The sequence below is a fragment of the Actinomadura sp. NPDC000600 genome, assembly GCF_040492135.1.
GTDB lineage: Bacteria > Actinomycetota > Actinomycetes > Streptosporangiales > Streptosporangiaceae > Spirillospora.
Genome location: NZ_JBEUPD010000040.1, coordinates 47,979 through 66,172, shown reverse-complemented (window position 1 = coordinate 66,172; position 18,194 = coordinate 47,979). Strand labels below are relative to the sequence as shown.

Here is an 18,194-nt window from a genome sequence, read left to right as displayed (position 1 = left end):
CCCGTGCGCCGTGTTCGTTCTCAGCCGCGCGAGGGCTGGGCGGAGAAGGTCGAGGCGCACGGCCTGGCCTTCCACCGCACCGCGCACCCCGAGCATCTGACCCGGCCCTACTGGGACGAGTCCGTGCACTACGTCTTCGACATGGACGAGGTGCTGGCCCTCGAAGGCGTCGTCGAGGAACTGCACCGGATGTGCCTGGAGGTCGTGGAGCACGTCGTGTCCACCGGGCGCTACCACGTCCTCGGCATCCCCGACTGGGTGGCGCCCCTGATCGAGGCGTCGTGGCGGCGCGGCGACCCCCATCTGTACGGGCGGTTCGACCTGCGCTACGACGGCCGGGGCCCCGCCAAGCTCCTGGAGTACAACGCCGATACGCCGACCGCCCTGGTGGAGAGTTCCGTCGTCCAGTGGTACTGGCTGCAGGACACCCATCCCGGGGACGACCAGTGGAACTCCATCCACGAGCGGTTCGTGGCGCGCTGGAAGGAGCTCGCGCCCGCCGTGGACGGCGGGCCGGTCCATTTCGCCTGGACGACCGGTGACGAGACCGGCGAGGAGGTCATGACGATCGCCTACATGCAGGAGACCGCCGAGGAGGCGGGCCTGCCGGGTGTGGCGATCGCCATGGAGGACATCGGCTGGGACGCCGCGCGCGGGCGGTTCGTCGACCTCGACGAGCGGGAGATCGGGACGCTCTGCAAGCTCTACCCGTGGGAGTGGATCGTCGCCGAGCCGTTCGGGCGCAACATCCCGGGCACGCCCACGTCCTGGATAGAGCCGATCTGGAAGATGGTGCTCTCCAACAAGGCCCTGCTCGTCCTGCTCTGGGAACTGTTCCCAGGCCACCCGAATCTGCTGCCCACCTACCTGAACACGCCGTCGGACCTGACCTCCTACGTGCAGAAGCCCCTGCTCGGACGGGAGGGCGCGAGCATGCGCATCGTCACGCCGGACGGTTCCGAGCAGCGGACCCAGGGCGACTACGGCGCGGAAGGCTACGTCTTCCAGGAGTTCTGCGCGCTGCCGGAGTTCGACGGCGAGCACCCCGTGCTCGGCGCGTGGGTGGTCCACGACGGGGCGGCCGGGATCGGCATCAGGGAGACGTCCGGGCTCATCACCGACGACACGTCGTCGTTCGTCCCGCACCGCATCCCGCTGTAGCGGGCCCCTACTGCAGGGTCGAGGGGACGTCGAAGGTGGCGACGACGGCCCGCCAGACCTTCTTGGCGGATTCGCCGTCTGCGAGGGCCTGCTCGATGGTGCGGCCGCCCAGCTCGGCCATGACGTAGTCCTTGGCCACGCTCTCGGCGTAGTGCTCGCCGAACTGCTGGTTCATCCGATCCCAGAAAACTGTGAGCCGCACACGTCCCACGCTATCCGACGGTCGGCTCTCCCAAGGACCGCGTCACCTCGCCGGGGACCTCGGGAGCACGGCCCTGGCGGTACTGGCGGTGCAGTCCCGTCAGGTACCGTTCGACGCCCTCGATGACCCTGGCCGTCCGGTAGGAGGGGAACACGTCGAACGCGTGCTGGGCGCCTTTCATCTCGGCGTAGAGGACGGGCGAGTCCGAGACCTCCCTCAGCCGCTCCACGAAGCGGCGGGCCTCGGCCGCCGGGATGAGCGAGTCGCGGCTGCCGTGGATGACGAAGAAGGGCGGCGCGTCCTCGCGGATGTAGGTGACCGGGGACGCCTTGGCGTAAGCCTCCCGGTCCTCCGCGAAGGGCCGCTTGACGACCATCCGCTCCAGGAGACGTGTGTCGCCCATGGGGCGAGGCCATGGGCCCGGCTCGAAGAAGTTGTAGACGCCGTAGAACGGGACCGCGCCCTGCACGGTGGTGTCGGCGTCCTCGAAGCCCGGCTGGAACTCCGGGACGTTCGCGGTGAGGGCCACCATCGCGGTGAGGTGCCCGCCGGCCGAACCGCCGGTCACGCAGAGGAAGTCGGGATCCGCTCCGTACTCCTCGGCGTGCTCCTTGTACCAGGCGACGAAGTGCTTCAGGTCGACCAGGTGGTCCGGCCAGGTGGCGCGGGGGCTGAGCCGGTAGTTGACGTTGAAGCCGACCCAGCCCTGGAGGGCCATGTGGTTGAGCAGCGGCAGCCCCTGCTCCCGCTTGTCGCCGATCACCCAGGCTCCGCCGTGGATCTGCATGAGCCCTGGACGGAGCCCGCCGCCGGTACGTCCGGCGGCATCGCGCTCACCGTCGGGACGGAAGACGTCCACCTTCAGGCGCAGGCGGCCTTCCTCCCGGTACACGATGTTGCGTTCGACCTTCACTCCCCTGCGCGGGACCAGGCACAGCGGGGGCACGATCAGGTGGCCGAGCGGGTAGCGCGGCGCGCCTTCCGGGTCGAGGTCGAGGGGCGCGCCGCTTTCCCGCAGGGTGACGACCGTACGGCGCGAGGCCGCGAGAGTGGCCGCGACTCCCGCCATGCCGAGGAGCGCCAGGACGAGCCCCGCCCAGCCGGCCCAGCCGTCCAGTCCCCCGAAGGCCGCGGCGAGCGCCGTGGCGGCGGCCCAGGCGACCAGGACATGCGGCGCCAGCTCGATCGTCAGCCAGCCCGCGAAGAAGCTCCCCGCGAGCAGCAGGGGGCTGCGCCGCGGGGCGTGCGCGTTGGCGGCCGTGAGGGCGAACAGGAGGCCCAGGGCGAGGAGGACGTAAGGCATCAGGACTCCCTTTGCGGAGCATTGGCCTGCCCGCCATACCTTGCCCACACAAGCGCTTGCTTACAAGAGTTTCTGTGGGGGACGCCCCTCACACCTCCGGATCGCTTCGCTCGTCTGTGCCCTCTGTGGGGGGACGACCCCCACACCCCCCGGATCGCTTCGCTCGCCTGTGCCCTCTGTGGGGGGACGACCCCCACACCCCCCGGATCGCTTCGCTCGCCTGTGCCCTCTGTGGGGGGACGACCCCCACACCCCCCGATCGCTTCGCTCCTTTTTGAGGTGACACACACCACGCGGGCGCATTCTGTCGGACCGGCGAGGCAGTATGGCGCCATGGGCGGTGACGTGCTCGAACGCTTCTCCCCGGCGACCCGCGCCTGGTTCACCGGGGCGTTCGCCGCACCCACCCCCGCGCAGGCGGGGGCCTGGGAGTCCATCGCCGGCGGCGACAGCACGCTGGTCGTCGCGCCGACGGGGTCCGGCAAGACCCTGGCGGCGTTCCTGTGGTCCCTCGACCGGCTCGCCACCGAGGCCGTGCCCGAGGAGGCGCTGCGCCGCTGCCGCGTCCTGTACGTGTCGCCACTGAAGGCCCTAGCCGTCGACGTCGAACGCAACCTGCGCGCCCCGCTGGCCGGCATCCGCCACGCGGCGCGCCGCCTCGGCCTGCCCGAGCCCGGCGTCCGCGTCGGGATGCGGTCGGGCGACACCCCGGCCGACGAGCGCCGCCGGCTGGCCGTCAAGCCGCCCGACATCCTGATCACGACGCCGGAGTCGCTGTTCCTGATCCTCACCTCGCGGGCGCGCGAGTCGCTGCGCGGGGTGGAGACCGTCATCGTCGACGAGGTGCACGCCGTGGCGGGCACCAAGCGCGGCGCGCACCTCGCGCTGTCCCTCGAACGGCTGGACGCGCTCCTCGAACGCCCCGCCCAGCGCATCGGCCTGTCGGCGACGGTCCGCCCCGCGGACGAGGTCGCGGCGTTCCTCGGCGGGACGCGGCCCGCCACCGTCGTCCAGCCGCCCTCCGAGAAGGTCTTCGAGCTCGACATCGTCGTCCCGGTGGAGGACATGGGCGAGGTCGGCCAGTTCGTCGACGACTCGGGGGCGGCCGACCCGCGCCAGCGCAGCATCTGGCCCCACGTGGAAGACCGCCTGCTCGACCTCATCCAGGCGCACCGCTCGACGCTGGTGTTCGCCAACTCCCGGCGCCTGGCCGAAAGGCTGTGCGGCCGGCTGAACGAACTCGCCTACGAGCGCGCCGCCGGCGAGCCCCTGCCGGAGGACCACTCCCCCGCGGCGACGATGGCCCAGGCGGGCGCGGCCAGGGGGGCGCCCCTGGAGATCGCCAGGGCGCACCACGGCTCCGTCTCCAAGGAGGAGCGGGCCGGCATCGAGAACGCTCTGAAGGAGGGCCGCCTGCCCGCGGTCGTGGCGACGTCCAGTCTGGAACTCGGCATCGACATGGGCGCGGTGGACCTCGTCGTCCAGGTGGAGTCGCCGCCTTCGGTCGCCAACGGGCTCCAGCGGGTCGGGCGGGCCGGCCACCAGGTCGGCGCCGTGTCCAAGGGCGTCATCTTCCCCAAGTACCGGGGCGACCTCGTCCAGACGGCCGTGGTGGCCGAACGCATGCGCGGCGGCGAGATCGAGGAGCTGCGGTACCCGCGCAACCCCCTCGACGTCCTCGCACAGCAGATCGTCGCGATGGTCTCCATGGACGAGTGGACGGTCGACGACCTCGAAGCCCTCGTCAAGCGCGCCGCTCCCTACGCCACGCTGCCCCGGTCGGCGCTGGAGGCGTCCCTCGACATGCTCGCCGGGCGCTACCCGAGCGACGAGTTCGGCGAGCTGCGCCCCCGCCTCGTCTGGGACCGTGTCACCGGCGTGCTGCGCGACCGTCCGGGCGCCCAGCGGCTCGCCGTCACCAGCGGTGGGACGATCCCCGACCGGGGCCTGTTCGGAGTGTTCCTCGTCGGGGAGAAGGCGTCGCGCGTCGGCGAACTCGACGAGGAGATGGTGTACGAGTCGCGCGTGGGCGACGTGTTCGTCCTCGGTGCGAGCTCCTGGCGGATCGAGGACATCACCCCCGACCGGGTGCTCGTCTCCCCCGCTCCGGGCCAGCCCGGCAAGCTGCCGTTCTGGCACGGCGACACGCTGGGGCGGCCCGCCGAACTGGGCCGCGCGCTCGGTACGTTCACCCGGGAACTGGTCGGGCTGTCCCCCCAGGAGGCCCAGGAGCGCGTCACCGCCTCCGGCCTGGACGACTGGGCCTCCGCCAACCTCGTCTCCTACCTGAACGAGCAGCGCGAGGCCACCGGCCACGTACCCGACGACCGCACGATGGTGGTCGAACGCTTCCGCGACGAACTCGGCGACTGGCGCATGGTCGTCCACTCGCCGCTGGGCGCGCGCGTGCACGCGCCCTGGGCGCTCGCCATAGCCGGCCGCCTGCGCGAGCGGTACGGGGTCGACGCGCAGGCCATGCACGCCGACGACGGCATCGTCATCCGCATCCCGGACATGGACGAGCCTCCCGGCCTCGACCTGGCCGTCTTCGACGCCGACGACATCGAGCGCATCGTCGTCGACGAGCTCGGCGGATCGGCGCTGTTCGCCGCCCGGTTCCGCGAGTGCGCGGCGCGCTCCCTGCTGCTCCCCCGCCGCCGTCCCGACAAGCGCATGCCCCTCTGGCAGCAGCGCCAGCGCGCCGCGCAGCTCCTGGCAGTGGCGAGCAAGTACCCGTCGTTCCCGATCGTGCTGGAGACGATGCGCGAGTGCCTGCAGGACGTGTTCGACGTCCCCGGCCTGGTGCAGCTCATGCGCGACATGTCGGGGCGCAAGGTCCGCATGGTGGAGGTGGAGACCTCCGAGCCGTCCCCCTACGCGCGCTCCCTGCTGTTCCACTACGTCGGCGCGTTCATGTACGAGGGCGACTCGCCGCTGGCGGAGCGCCGCGCGCAGGCCCTCGCCCTCGACTCGGCGCTCCTCGCCGAGCTGCTCGGCCAGGCCGACCTGCGCGAGCTGCTCGACCCCGACGCCGTCGCCGAGACCGAGCGCGAGCTCCAGCGCCTCGCAGTCGACCGCCGCGCCCGCGACCTGGAGGGCGTCGCCGACCTCCTGCGCACCCTCGGCCCGCTCACCACGGCGGAAACGGCCGAACGCACCCTCCCCGCGGGCGTCGACGCCTCACCGGACGACGGCGCGGCACTGCCAGCGGCCGATGACGCGGCAGCCGGCCCTGCCCCAGGCGCGGCGGAGGGCACCGGCACGGACACCGCCGATACCAAGGCCGCCGATACCGAGGCCGCCCGTTCCGAAACGGCCGGTACCGACTCCGGCGGTACAGAGGCCGCGCGTACCGGGACCCGTGCGGAAGAGGTCGCCACCGCTGGAGTGGGCGGGGGCGTTCCGGACGGGGTGCTCGTCCAGGTGTCGCGGTGGCTGGCGGAGCTGGAGGCGACGCGGCGGGCGATCCGCGTGCGGATCGCCGGGGAGGAGCGCTGGGCCGCGATCGAGGATGCCGGCCGGCTGCGGGACGCGCTCGGCGCACCGCTCCCGGTGGGGATTCCGGAGGCGTTCCTCGAACCGGTCGACGACCCGCTCGGCGACCTGATCTCCCGGTACGCGCGCACGCACGGGCCCTTCCGGGCGGCCGAGCCCGCCGCGCGGTTCGGGCTCGGCGTCGCCGTGGTCGTCGAGACGCTGCGGCGGCTGTCCGGGGCGGGGCGCGTCGTCGAGGGCGAGTTCCTGCCGGTCGGGTCCGTGGCGGGGCCGCTGACGACCGAGTGGTGCGACACGGGCGTGCTGCGCATGCTGCGGCGCCGCTCCCTGGCGCGGCTGCGCGCCGAGGTCGAGCCGTCCCCGCCGGAGTCGCTCGGCCGGTTCCTCCCGGCCTGGCACGGCATCTCGGGCGGATCGCGGCTGCGGGGCATCGACGCGCTCGTCCAGGCGATCGAGCAGCTGCAGGGCGCGGCCGTGCCCGCGTCCGCGCTGGAGTCGCTGATCCTTCCCTCGCGGGTGCCCGGCTACACCCCGGCCATGCTGGACGAGCTGACGTCCGCCGGCGAGGTCGTCTGGGCGGGCCAGGGCGGCCTGCCGGGCGGCGACGGCTGGGTGGCGCTGTACCTGGCCGACACGGCCCCGCTGCTCATGCCGCACCCGGCCGAGATCACGCTCTCGCCCGCGCACCAGGCCGTCCTGGACGCCCTCGGCGACGGGGGCGCGCTGTTCTTCCGGACGCTGTCCGACCGTGTGAACAAGCAGGTCACCGCGAGCGACGCCGACCTCGTCACCGCCGTGTGGGATCTCGTGTGGTCCGGCCATCTCACCAACGACACGCTGGCCCCGCTGCGGTCCGCGCTCGGGTCCGGCCGTCCGACGCACCGGTCCCGGACGACGCGCCGCGGGCGTCCCGTCCTGCCGTCCCGGACGGGTCCGCCCACGGTCGCGGGACGCTGGTGGCCGCTCCCCGAGCGCGAGTCCACCGCCACCCTGCGCTCGCACGCCCTCGCCGAATCGCTCCTGGAGCGGTACGGCATCGTCATCCGCGGCGCCGTCGCGGCCGAGCGCACCCCTGGGGGTTTCTCCGCCGTCTACCCGGTCCTGCGCGCGTTCGAGGAGACGGGCCGCTGCCGGCGGGGGTACTTCGTCGAGGGGCTCGGGGCCGCCCAGTTCGCGCTGCCGGGGGCCGTCGACCGGCTCCGCGCGCTGCGCCCGGCGACGGCCGCCGCACCGGACGACATCTCCGCCCTGTGGGAGTCGCCCCGCAAGCCCGAGGTCCGCGCGCTCGTCCTGGCGGCGGCCGACCCCGCCAACCCGTACGGCGCGGCCCTGCCCTGGCCCGAGCGCGACGACGAGGTCGCCAGCGGCCACAAGCCGGGCCGCAAGGCCGGCGCGCTCGTCGTCCTCGTCGAAGGGCGCCTCGTCCTCTACGTCGAACGCGGCGGCCGGACGCTCCTGACCTGGGACGACGATCCGGGCGTCCTGCAACCGGCCGTGGACGCGCTCGCCCTCGCCGTCCGCGAGGGGGCGCTCGGCAAGCTGACCGTCGAACGCGCCGACGGCGAGGCGATCGGCGACTCCCCGCTGGCCGCCGCCCTGGAGTCGGCCGGATTCCACCCCACGCCGCGCGGCCTGCGCCTGCGCTCCTGATCGCGCGGGCGCCGCAGCGCCACGGTCACGGCGGCGGCGCACACCAGCATGCCCAGGAGTGACGGCAAGGTCAGCGTCGTGCCGAACATCATCCAGCCCAGCAGCATCGTCGTAGGCGGGGTGAGGTAGAGCAGGGCGGAGACGCGGCCGACGCCCGTCCGCCGGACGTTGACCCAGTACAGCCCGTAGCCGCCGAACATCGCCAGCAGGACGAGGATGGCGATGGCGGTCCAGAAGACGGGGTCGGCGGGCGGGACCAGGGAACCGTCCGCACCGGCGAAGCCCGAGAACACCACCGCGCTCACCCCCGCCTGGACGGCCAGGGCCTCCGGAAGCTCCAGCGAGGGGCGCGTGCGGCGCTCCACGAGGGTGGCGCCGACGAGGGAGAGCATCGCGGCGAACGGCAGCGCGTACGCCCAGGCGGGTGCGCTCCCGTCCAGGTCGCCGCCGACGACGAGCGCGACGCCGCCGAGCCCGGCGACGAACCCGGCGAGCCGCCGGCGGCCGACCGGCTCGCCGAGCACCGGCGCGGCGAGCGCGACCGCGACGAGCGGCTGCAGCGCCGTGATGAGGCTGTTGATCCCCGCGGCGACGCCGTGTTGGGCGGCGAGGAACACGCCGGCGAGATAGCCGACCTGTCCCAGCGTCCCGATGAGCGTGTGCAGGGCCAGGTCCCGGGGCGGGATCCGGCGCCGGCGCCACAGCAGCCACACGGCGAGCGCGCCGGCGCCGATGATGAACCGCCAGGCAAGCAGCGCGCTCGCGGGCGCGGCCCGGGTGCCGAGTTCGGCGCCGACGAACCCGGAGCTCCACATGACGACGAACGCGGCGCCCAGCAGGACGTCCGATCGGCGGTCGCGCATGAACCCTCCCATGTATACATACCGGTATAGCTACAACGGTAGCTATACCGGTATGTATACTCAGGGTCGCCCCGGCGGAAGGAGTCCCGATGCCCGTGCACGACCGGCCGCTCACCCCCGCCGCCCGGCGGGTGCTCCAGGTCGCGAGCGAGCTGTTCTACGAGCGCGGCATCGGCTCCGTCGGCATGGAGCTGATCGCCGCCGAGGCGGGTGTCACGAAGAAGACCGTCTACGACCGGTTCGGTTCCAAGGACGCGCTGATCCTGGCCTACCTGCGCGCCCGCGACGAGCGGTGGCGCGCCTTCATGACCGAGCGGATCGCAGAGGCGGGCGACCCCCGCGAGCGGGTCCTCGCCACGTTCGACGCCCTCGGGGAATGGCTGGCCACCGAGTGCGGGCGCGGCTGCTCGATGGTGAACGCGTGCGCCGAACTGCCCGACCCGTCCCACCCGGTGCACGGGGTGGCCGCCGAGCAGAAGGCCTGGGTGCGCGCCCTCTACGCCGGCCTGGTGGGCGACGGCGTGCTCGCCGACCAGCTGCTCATCCTGCACGAGGGCGCGGTCGTCGCGTTCAGCGTCGCGGGCATCCGCGACGCGACCGCCTCCGCCCGGGCCGCCGCCGAGGCGATCGTTCCCCGGAGGCTCAGCGCCGCCGCCCCCTGAACATGTTGATCAGCCCGCGCAGGGCCCGCTCGTCCAGGGACCCGAACGGGTTGTCGTGGACGAGGTAGGTCCAGGTCGCCGAGGGGCGCTTCAGCCCCGCGGAGTCGAGGTCGATGCCGTCCTCGGACGCGGTGAGGGCCTCGAAGGCGGCCACCGACCGCTTCCGCGCGTCGCCGAGGAGCCGCTTTCCCGCCGGGACGGCCTCCCGGTTGAACTCGATGAGCGGGTCCAGGCCCCGGCCGAGCGACCGCAGGTGGATGCCCTCGCGCAGGTCGGCGAGGAAGGCCAGGTGCTCGGCCCAGCAGCGGTCGAGCTGGTACAGGACGATCTGCCGCGCGGCGGCCGCCACCGCCTCGGCGCCCGCGGTCCCGGTGAGCTCGGCGTGCCGCGCCGGGGCGTCGGCGGCCATGGCCCGGTCGGCGGCGTCGCCGTGCAGGACGGCGTCGCGCTCGGCGAGCACCTCGCGCCGCTGAAGCCCGATCAGGTGGTTGTAGCGCCACGTGTTGCGGTGCAGCTCCAGGTCGACGCCCTCCGCGACGCGCTGGGCGTGGCCGACGATCCAGTGCGCGCCCTTGTCGGTGATGAGCCCGTCGTCGCCGGCGGGCGCCTTCGACTCCTCGTCCGGCGCGTAGCGGGTGACGAGGTCGTCCTGGAGGCTGGTGAAGAACACCGAGCCGCCGGGGTCGCCCTGCCGCCCCGCTCGACCGCGGAGCTGGTCGTCCAAGCGGCTGCTGTGGTAGCGGCCGGTCCCGATGACCAGCAGGCCCCCGGCCCGCGCGACCCGGTCGTGGTCGGTCCCGTCATGTTCGGCGGGGGCCGTGCCGGGGGCGGTCGGCGAGGGGCTTCCGCCCAGCCGGATGTCGGTGCCCCGGCCGGCCATCTGCGTGGAGACGGTGATCGCGCCGTACGCGCCCGCCTCCGCGATGATCGCGGCCTCCTCGGCGTCGTTCTTGGCGTTGAGGACGACCCGGTCCAGCCCGGCGCGGGCGAGCCGGCGCGCGAGCCGCTCGGACTCGGCGACGTCGCCGGTCCCGACGAGGACCGGGCGGCCCCCGGCGTGCGCGGCGGCGATCTCCTCGACGATCGCGACCTCCTTGTCGGCGGCGGTCGCGTACAGGCGGTCGGGCTCGTCCACGCGGACGCACGGCCGGTTCGGCGGGACGACCGCGATCTGCAGCCCGTAGAACTCGGTCAGCTGCCCGGCGACGGCCATCGCGGTGCCCGTCATGCCGCACCGCACGGGATAGCGCCCGATCAGCTCCTGCACGGTGATCGAGTCGAGGATCTCCCCGCTGGGGGAGGCGTCGAGCGCCTCCTTCGCCTCGACCGCCGCCTGCAGGCCGTCCGGCCAGCGCTGCAGCAGGGCGACGCGGCCCCGCGACTCGCTGATCAGCTTCACCGCGCCGTCCCGGACGATGTAGTCCACGTCGCGCTGCAGCAGCACCTCCGCGTGCAGCGCCACGTTCACCGCGGTGAGCGTGCCGAGGTTCTCCGGAGCGTAGAGGTCGAGCCCGAGGACGCGCTCCACCTCGCGGGCTCCGGCCGCGGTGAGTTGGACGTTGCGCGCCTCGTCGTCGGTCGAGTAGTGCAGCCCGGGGCGCAGCCGCCGGACCAGGTCGGCGTGCCGCGGGTCGGCGGCGCCCGAGTCGGCCGCGCCCGCGAGCACGAGCGGGACCATGGCCTCGTCCACCAGCACCGAGTCGGCCTCGTCGATGAGCGCGACGGACGGCTCGGGGAGCACGAGGTCGGCGGCGCCGGTGGCGAGCCGGTCCCGCAGGAGGTCGAACCCGACCTCGCTGACCGGCGCGTACGTCACGTCCGCCCGGTACGCCTCGCGCCGCTCGTCGGGCGTGGACGACTGGCCGACCCAGCGGACGGTGACCCCCAGCATCGCGTACAGCGGGGCCATCCACTCGGCGTCGCGCCGCGCCAGGTAGTCGTTGACCGACATCACGTGGACCCGGCGGCCGCGCAGCGCGTACCCGGCCGCCGCCAGGGCGCCGGCCAGGGTCTTGCCCTCGCCGGTGGCCATCTCCGCGACGTGCCCGGACAGCAGCGCGAGCGTCCCGACGAGCTGGACGTCGAAGGGGCGCTCCCCGAGGGTCCGGCGGGCGGCCTCCCGGCCGAGGGCGCACAGCTCGGCGAGGTCCTCCTTCTCGCGGAGGACGGACGCGGCGGCGGTCAGCTCGGCGTCGGAGAGCCCCCGGACGCGGGACTCGCGCGCCCCGGCCTCGTCCGCCAGGGCGCGCAGCGGCGCCAGATCGACGCTCCCCGGCTTCTGGACGAGGCGCCGCAGCCGGTCACGCAGCGCCATGGCGTCCCCTCGGTTCGTCGCTCACGGTTCCCCCAACGGGCAGGTGGAAGACGGCGTTCCCATGATCTCAGCGCGCGGCCCCGGGGGGTGTCCAGGGTGGTCCTCCGCTGTTGGTCTGACCTCGAATTCATTCCTCGGGCGGATACCCCCCGGCCCTTTAGTTTGAGACCATGGACGCATCACGGGGTTTGCGGTGGCCAAGGGGAAAGCGCCACCGCGGAACGGGGTTTCGCCATGACACCTACGGCACGCAAAGCCGCCGCGCTCCGGCGCAAGCGCCAGATCATCAGCCAGACGGTCATCGACCGCGCGCTGAACGACCCGCGGCGGCACAAGGAGGCCGCCGTCGCGGCGGCGGCCGCCAAGTAGGGGACGCTAAGGGGACAAGTAGGGGACGCGTAGGGGAACGGTCCATCGCGCGATCGGAAAGCGCCTCCGCCGGCCGGGCGGGGGCGCTTCCCGCTTCCGCGGGCGCGTTCTCCCGCACGCGTCGCCCTCCTAGGCCCCCGCGGCCGAGAAGACGTCGTCGCGGGCCTGCTCCAGGGCCGCGTGCAGCGCGCCGCGCAGGACGGGGTTGCCCGTGACGCCGGTGACGGCGACGGCGGGACGGGTCGGGCTGATCCGGCCGACGATCGCCTCGATCCGGGTGGCGAGCGGCCATCCGCCGGCCCGGCCGAGGCTGCCCGACAGCACCACGAGCCCGGGGTCCAGGACGATGTTGACCGAGGTCACGCCGTAGGAGATGCGGTCGGCGAGCTCGTCGAGGAACGCCCCGCCGCGGTCCTCGTCGGCGGCGGCCGCCCGCACGCAGTCGATGGCGGTGGGCTCGGCGATGCCGTGCTGGTGGGCGAGCGCGCGGACCGCGTCCGCGCCCACCAGGGCCCCGTAGCCGCCGGCGAGGGTCGGGATCCCCCAGGTCGTCGACTCGGTGACGCCCTCGTCCTGCGCCGCGCGGCGGGCGGCGCCGACCGGCAGCGGCGCCCCCGGGACGGGCAGGTAGCCGATCTCCCCCGCGCCGCCCCACCGGCCGCGGTGCAGCCGCCCGCCCAGCATCACCGACAGGCCCATGCCGCGGTCGAACCACATGAGCGCGAAGTCGTCGGCGTCGCGCGCGGCCCCGTAGGCCCGCTCGGCGATGGCGGCGAGGTTCACGTCGTTCTCGATGGTCACGGGGCGGCGCAGGTCGGTGCGCAGCGCGGCGAGGACGCCCTCGTGCCAGGCGGGCAGGTCGAAGGAGAACTGGACGTCGCCGGAGCGCGGGTCGACGACGCCGGGCGTCCCGATGACGAACGCGCTCAGCCTCGACACCGCGACCTTGGCCGAGCGGCACGCCTTGACGACGGCGCTGTGCACCATCTTCACCGGCTCGTCGGCGCCGTTCGGGTCGACGGTGACCTGGGCGACGATGTTCCCGGTGATGTCGGCGACGCCGGCCGTGACCCCGTCCGGCCCCACCTCCAGGCCCGCGACGTACGCACTGGACGGGACGACCGCGTAGAGCGCGGCGTTCGGGCCCCGCCCCCCGGCCTGCTCCCCCACCACCGAGACCAGCCCGCGCTCCTCCAGCCGGGACAGCAACTGGGACGCGGTCACCTTGGACAGCCCGGTGTGCTCGCCGATCTGGGCGCGCGTCAGCGGGCCCTGCTCCACGAGCAGGTCCAGCGCCGCGCGGTCGTTCAGCTCACGCAGCAGCCGCGGCGTTCCCGGGCGTCTTGCCATCCTGGCACCCCTGATGTCTCAATCCGCTAACGAGCAGTTTTGTTTAGGAAAGTTTCTTGTTAGTTTACGCCCAAGCGCCGACCGGCACGGTACCCCGGGCTGGAGGCGCGCGCAGAGCGCGGACTGGCGAGCAGGGCGCCCGCGAGCGATGCGAACGCGAGGAGGGCATGGCTGGGACCCTAAAGGGTCCGCGCCGTCTCCACCCGCACCGCAGGCCACAAGGCCGCGCGAGGCGATGCCGGAAAGGATCCCCAGTGAAGTACATCAAGGTTGCGGCCGCGACGGCCGCGATCGCCCTGGCCGCCACGGCCTGCGGCGGCGACAGCAAGGACGGCGACGGCAAGGACGGGGGCAAGGACCCGGCGCAGCTCAAGGTCTGGATGATGGGCGACGGCACGCCCGAGCAGACCAAGATCCTCGACGGCGTCGAGGCGGAGTTCAAGCAGAAGCACCCGAACACCGACGTCCAGATCAAGTACGTGCCGTGGCCGCAGGTCGCCACCACCTTCCAGAAGGCGGCGGCCGGCGGCGAGGGGCCCGACGTCACCGAGCTCGGCAACACCGACGTCCAGTCCCACATCGAGCAGGGCAGCCTGGCCGACATCACCGACGAGTACAAGGGCTGGGCGGACGGCAAGACGCTGAACAAGACCGCCCTCGGCAACGACACCGCGGACGGCAAGACCTACGCCGTGCCGTGGTACGGGGGCGTGCGCGGCGTCTGGTACCGGACGGACTGGTTCCAGGAGCTCGGCATCCAGCCGCCGAAGACGTGGGCGGACCTGACCGCCGCGGCCAAGAAGGTGCAGGACTCCAAGAAGGTCCCCGGCATCGGCATCCCGAGCGACCAGACCAACGCGCTGCTCAGCTTCATCTGGGGCAACGGCGGCGAGGTCGCCGTCGACGACGGCAAGGGCGGCTTCAAGGGCCAGCTCGACCAGCCGCAGGCGGTCGAGGCGGTCAAGTACTACGCCGGCCTCGTCACGACCGAGAAGGTCGCGCCCGAGAAGTACGTGGGCAAGAACGAGCTGGAGGGCCCGCAGCGCGACTTCGCGCTCGGCAAGCTCGGCATGTACGTCGACGGCAGCTGGGCGCTCAAGGAGATGAAGAAGGTCTCCGCGAAGAACGCCGACAAGTGGGGCGTCTTCCCGATCCCGAGCAAGACCGGCGGCAACGCCCCGGTCATGGCGGGCGGCTCCGACCTCGCGGTGTGGAACGACAGCAAGGCCAAGGCCGCGGCCTTCGACTACATCACGATCCTCAACAACGCCAAGAACGCCAAGATCTGGGCGGACTACAGCGGCTTCTCCTCCATGCGGTCGGACGTGAAGTTCTCCGACCCGAAGCTGGAGGTCTTCACCTCGATCGCCGGCAACACCAAGTTCCCGCCGATCAGCGCCGGCTGGGGCGAGTTCGAGCAGGCCAAGAAGGTGCTGCCGAACGCGGTCAAGGCCATCATGCAGGGCAAGTCCGCCGAGGAGGAGATGAAGAAGGCGAACGAGCAGGCCAACACGCTGCTGAACCCCTAGTACCCGGCTGATCGGAACGTCCATGCTCGACACCGCTCCCGCGGTGCGGAAAGCGCCCGGCCGGAGATCCTCCGGCCGGGCGCGGCCCCGCCGCCGGCCCCGCCTCGGGCCCTACCTGCTGATCGCGCCCACCGTGGTCGTGATCGCCGTCCTGATGTTCTGGCCGATGATCCAGATCGGGATCATGTCGTTCCAGAAGGTCGGCAACCGCCAGCTGCGCGGCGAGCCGGCCGAGTCGGTGGGGACCGAGAACTTCGACAAGATCTTCAACGACCCGTTCTTCTGGCAGACCCTCCGGCACACCGTGCTGTTCGCCGCCGTCGCGGTGTCCCTCACCCTGGTCGTCGGCACGCTGGTGGGGCTGCTGCTCCACAAGCTCGGCAAGCGGATGTCGGGCTTCGTCGCGGGCGGCGTGATGGTCGCCTGGGCGACCCCGCCGGTCACCGCCGCGATCATCTTCAGCTGGCTGTTCGGCACCACCGGCGGCCTCGTCAACTGGTGCCTGGACCTGCTGCCGGACTTCCTCGTCGGCGGCGGCTGGAGCGACTACAACTGGTTCGCCACGCCCCTGTCCACCTACACCGTCCTCACCGTGTGCGTCGTCTGGCAGGCGTGCCCGTTCGTCGCGGTGTCCGTGCTGGCCGGGCTGAAGAGCGTCCCGGGCGAGCTGTACGAGGCGGCCCGCGTGGACGGGTCGGGCCCGTGGCGGACGTTCTGGAGCCTCACCTACCCGATGCTCAAGCCGATCTTCCTCGTGCTGATCGTCATGTCGATCATCTGGGACTTCAAGGTGTTCACGCAGCTGTTCATCATGGCCGGGATGGCCAACCGCGACGCGTTCAACCTGTCGCTGTACGGCTACTCCGAGGCGTTCGGCTCGCTGAATCCGAAGCTCGGCATGGGCTCGGCGATCGCGCTCGTGCTGACGCTCATCCTGCTCGTCGTCACCGCCCTCTACGTGCGGGTCATGGTCCGTCAGGGGGAGACCCGATGAGGCGCCTGCCGCGCAAGCTGCTGCTGAACGGGACGGGGCTGCTGGTCTTCGCGATCGCGGTGTTCCCCGTCTTCTGGATGGCCTCCACCGCCTTCAAGCCCAACACCGAGATCTTCAGCACCACGCCGAAGCCGCTGCCGTCCCACCCGACGCTGGAGCACTTCGACCTGGTCCTGAACGGCGGCATCGCGGAGGTCTCCTTCTGGGAGTACTTCCGGAACAGCGCCATCCTGGCGCTCGTCACCGTCCTGGTGTCGGCGCTGCTCTCGCTGATGGCCGCGATCGCCGTCGCCCGCTTCCGGTTCCGCTTCCGCACCACCTTCCTGATCATGCTGCTGGTGGTGCAGATGGTCCCGTGCGAGGCGCTGGTCATCCCCCTGTTCCTCGACCTGAAGCAGCTGGACCTGCTGAACAGCCTGGCCGGCCTCGTCGTCGTCTACATCGGCTTCGCCGTCCCGTTCGCGATCTGGATGCTGCGCGGCTTCGTCGCCGCGGTGCCGCGCGAACTGGAGGAGGCCGCCGCCATCGACGGCGCCGGGCCCGTCCGGACGTTCTTCCGGGTCCTGCTCCCGCTCGTCGCCCCCGGCCTGGTGGCGACCAGCATCTTCTCCTTCATCACCGCCTGGAACGAGTTCATCTTCGCGTTCACGTTCCTGGACGACCAGACCAAGTACACCCTGCCGATCATGCTGCAGTTCTTCTTCGGCCGCAGCGGCAACGCCTGGGGGCCCATCATGGCAGCGTCCACGCTGCTCACCATTCCCGTCATCGCCTTCTTCCTCGTCGTCCAGCGCCGCATGGTGTCCGGCCTCACCGCCGGGGCGGTGAAGGGGTGACGACCGACGACACCACGACCACGGCGGAGATCGCCCGGCTCGCCCGCGGCACGCTGCTCCCGTCGTTCCCCGGCGCGACCGCGCCGCGCTGGCTCCTGGACGAACTGGAGGCGGGGCTCGGCGGCGTCACGCTGTTCGCGCTCACCGGCAACATCCCGAGCCCGGAGTCGCTGGCCGCGCTCACCGCGCAGATGCGCAAGGCCGGCGACCCGTTCGTCACGATCGACGAGGAGGGCGGCGACGTCACCCGCCTCGGCGGCCACGCGACCGGCAGCCCCTACCCGGGCAACGCCGCGCTCGGCGCCGTGGACGACCCGGAGCTGACCCGCCGCATCTACCGCTCGCTCGGCGCCGAACTGGCCGAGGTCGGCGTCAACTTCAACTTCGCGCCGTCGGTCGACGTCAACACCGCCGACGACAACCCGGTCATCGGGACCCGCTCGTTCGGCTCCGACCCCGCGCTGGTCGCGCGGCACGCCGCCGCCGCCGTCACCGGCACTCAGGAGGCGGGCGTCGCCGCCTGCGCGAAGCACTTCCCCGGCCACGGCGCGACCGTGGAGGACTCCCACCTGGCGATCCCCCTCGTCGACGCCGACCTGGACCTGCTGGACCGGCGCGAGCTGGTCCCGTTCCGGGCGGCGATCGCGGCCGGCACCCGCGCGGTGATGACCGGGCACCTCAACCTGCCGTCCATCACGCGCGGAGCGCCCGCCACCCTCTCCCAGGACGCGATCACCGGACTCCTGCGCGAGCGCCTCGGCTACGAGGGCGTGATCGTCACCGACGCGCTCGACATGGAGGGCGCGAGCGGCGCGATCGGCATCCCGGAGGCGTCCGTGCGGGCCCTCATCGCGGGCGCCGACCTGCTGTGCCTCGGCCCGAACGAGCACGCCGAGACCGTGGAGGCCACCCTCGCGGCGATCGACGAGGCCGTCCGGACCGGACGCCTCCCCCTCGTCAGGCTGGCGGCCGCGGCCGAGCGCACCCGCCTGCTCCGGGAGTGGCTCGCCGGGCGAAGCCCCGCCGTCGTCGACCGGTCCGCCGGCCTGGAGGCCGCCCGCCGCGCCCTCCGCCTGACCGGCACGCTGCCCGCCTGGAGCGGGACGCCCCTGGTCGTCGAGACCGAGTCGTCCGGCAACATCGCGGTAGGCCCGACCCCCTGGGGCCTGCACCCGTGGGCGCCCGACGCCGTCCGGGCCGACGGCGCGGACGGGACGGTGGAGGATGTCTTGGACCGTGCCAAGGGACGCGGCCTCATCGTCGTCCTGCGGGACGCCCACCGCCACGCCGCCCAACGCGCCCTCACCACGGCCCTGCTGGCCGCCCGCCCCGACACCGTCGTCGTCGAGATGGGCCTCCCCGTCTGGCGCCCCGCCCCCGCCGTCCACCTGGCCACCTACGGCGCCGCCGCCGCCAACGCCCAAGCCGCAGCAGAACTCCTGGGTCTGGGTTGATCACTCCCCTTC

12 protein-coding genes and 1 pseudogene are annotated in these 18,194 nt (G+C 72.8%); 8 read left to right on the top strand and 5 right to left on the bottom strand.

What is annotated here, in order from left to right; translation table 11 throughout:
- Nucleotides 1-3 precede the first annotated feature (3 nt).
- Entirely contained in the window at nt 4-1,161 is a 1,158-nt protein-coding gene (locus ABWI07_RS37285) for a glutathionylspermidine synthase family protein (RefSeq protein WP_149257656.1), read from the top strand.
- Nucleotides 1,162-1,168: 7 nt separating this feature from the next.
- On the opposite strand, the gene ABWI07_RS37280 is transcribed toward ABWI07_RS37285, so the two are convergent.
- Both ABWI07_RS37280 and ABWI07_RS37275 read right to left on the bottom strand, forming a co-directional pair.
- The gene (locus ABWI07_RS37280; RefSeq protein WP_353821426.1) at nt 1,169-1,363 is read right to left on the bottom strand and encodes a DUF3046 domain-containing protein; all 195 of its coding nucleotides are present in this window, start codon (nt 1,361-1,363) and stop codon (nt 1,169-1,171) included.
- Nucleotides 1,364-1,373: 10 nt separating this feature from the next.
- Nucleotides 1,374-2,666 (bottom strand): alpha/beta hydrolase fold domain-containing protein, encoded by a 1,293-nt coding sequence (locus ABWI07_RS37275; protein ID WP_353821425.1) that lies wholly within the window; start codon nt 2,664-2,666, stop codon nt 1,374-1,376.
- A gap of 333 nt (nt 2,667-2,999) precedes the next feature.
- On the opposite strand from ABWI07_RS37275, the gene ABWI07_RS37270 reads away from it, so the two are divergent.
- Entirely contained in the window at nt 3,000-7,811 is a 4,812-nt protein-coding gene (locus ABWI07_RS37270) for an Lhr family helicase (RefSeq protein ID WP_353821424.1), read from the top strand.
- A gap of 77 nt (nt 7,812-7,888) precedes the next feature.
- Here ABWI07_RS37270 and ABWI07_RS37265 read toward each other — a convergent pair.
- Nucleotides 7,889-8,626, bottom strand: a pseudogene (locus ABWI07_RS37265) (DMT family transporter); the annotation flags it as partial.
- Between the two features lie 137 nt (nt 8,627-8,763).
- Here ABWI07_RS37265 and ABWI07_RS37260 point away from each other — a divergent pair.
- On the top strand, nt 8,764-9,336 hold the full coding sequence (locus ABWI07_RS37260) for a TetR/AcrR family transcriptional regulator (RefSeq protein WP_149257661.1): 573 nt from the start codon (nt 8,764-8,766) through the stop codon (nt 9,334-9,336).
- On the opposite strand, the gene secA2 is transcribed toward ABWI07_RS37260, so the two are convergent.
- Nucleotides 9,317-11,650 (bottom strand): accessory Sec system translocase SecA2, encoded by a 2,334-nt coding sequence (gene secA2 / locus ABWI07_RS37255; RefSeq protein ID WP_149257662.1) that lies wholly within the window; start codon nt 11,648-11,650, stop codon nt 9,317-9,319. The two genes, ABWI07_RS37260 and secA2, sit on opposite strands and share 20 nt — an antisense overlap.
- A gap of 234 nt (nt 11,651-11,884) precedes the next feature.
- Between secA2 and ABWI07_RS37250 the strand changes: the two genes are divergently transcribed.
- The gene (locus ABWI07_RS37250) at nt 11,885-12,019 is read left to right on the top strand and encodes a hypothetical protein (RefSeq protein WP_268843210.1); all 135 of its coding nucleotides are present in this window, start codon (nt 11,885-11,887) and stop codon (nt 12,017-12,019) included.
- A gap of 129 nt (nt 12,020-12,148) precedes the next feature.
- Here the strand turns inward: ABWI07_RS37250 and ABWI07_RS37245 are convergent, their stop codons facing one another.
- Nucleotides 12,149-13,369, bottom strand: coding sequence for an ROK family transcriptional regulator (locus tag ABWI07_RS37245; protein WP_149257663.1), 1,221 nt, complete (start codon nt 13,367-13,369; stop codon nt 12,149-12,151).
- A gap of 254 nt (nt 13,370-13,623) precedes the next feature.
- Here ABWI07_RS37245 and ABWI07_RS37240 point away from each other — a divergent pair, with 254 nt between their 5' ends.
- Genes ABWI07_RS37240 through ABWI07_RS37225 form a run of 4 tightly spaced genes read left to right on the top strand, consistent with a single transcriptional unit; the run spans nt 13,624 to nt 18,182 of the window.
- A complete protein-coding gene (locus ABWI07_RS37240) occupies nt 13,624-14,898 on the top strand; it encodes an extracellular solute-binding protein (RefSeq protein WP_353821423.1) in 1,275 nt (424 codons plus the stop codon).
- Between the two features lie 22 nt (nt 14,899-14,920).
- The gene (locus tag ABWI07_RS37235; RefSeq protein WP_149257665.1) at nt 14,921-15,892 is read left to right on the top strand and encodes a carbohydrate ABC transporter permease; all 972 of its coding nucleotides are present in this window, start codon (nt 14,921-14,923) and stop codon (nt 15,890-15,892) included.
- Nucleotides 15,889-16,728 (top strand): carbohydrate ABC transporter permease, encoded by an 840-nt coding sequence (locus tag ABWI07_RS37230; protein ID WP_149257666.1) that lies wholly within the window; start codon nt 15,889-15,891, stop codon nt 16,726-16,728. The genes ABWI07_RS37235 and ABWI07_RS37230 overlap by 4 nt, the downstream gene beginning before the upstream one ends.
- Nucleotides 16,725-18,182: a glycoside hydrolase family 3 protein gene (locus tag ABWI07_RS37225; protein ID WP_353821422.1), complete on the top strand. Its 1,458-nt coding sequence runs from the start codon at nt 16,725-16,727 to the stop codon at nt 18,180-18,182. The genes ABWI07_RS37230 and ABWI07_RS37225 overlap by 4 nt, the downstream gene beginning before the upstream one ends.
- Nucleotides 18,183-18,194: the final 12 nt, after the last annotated feature.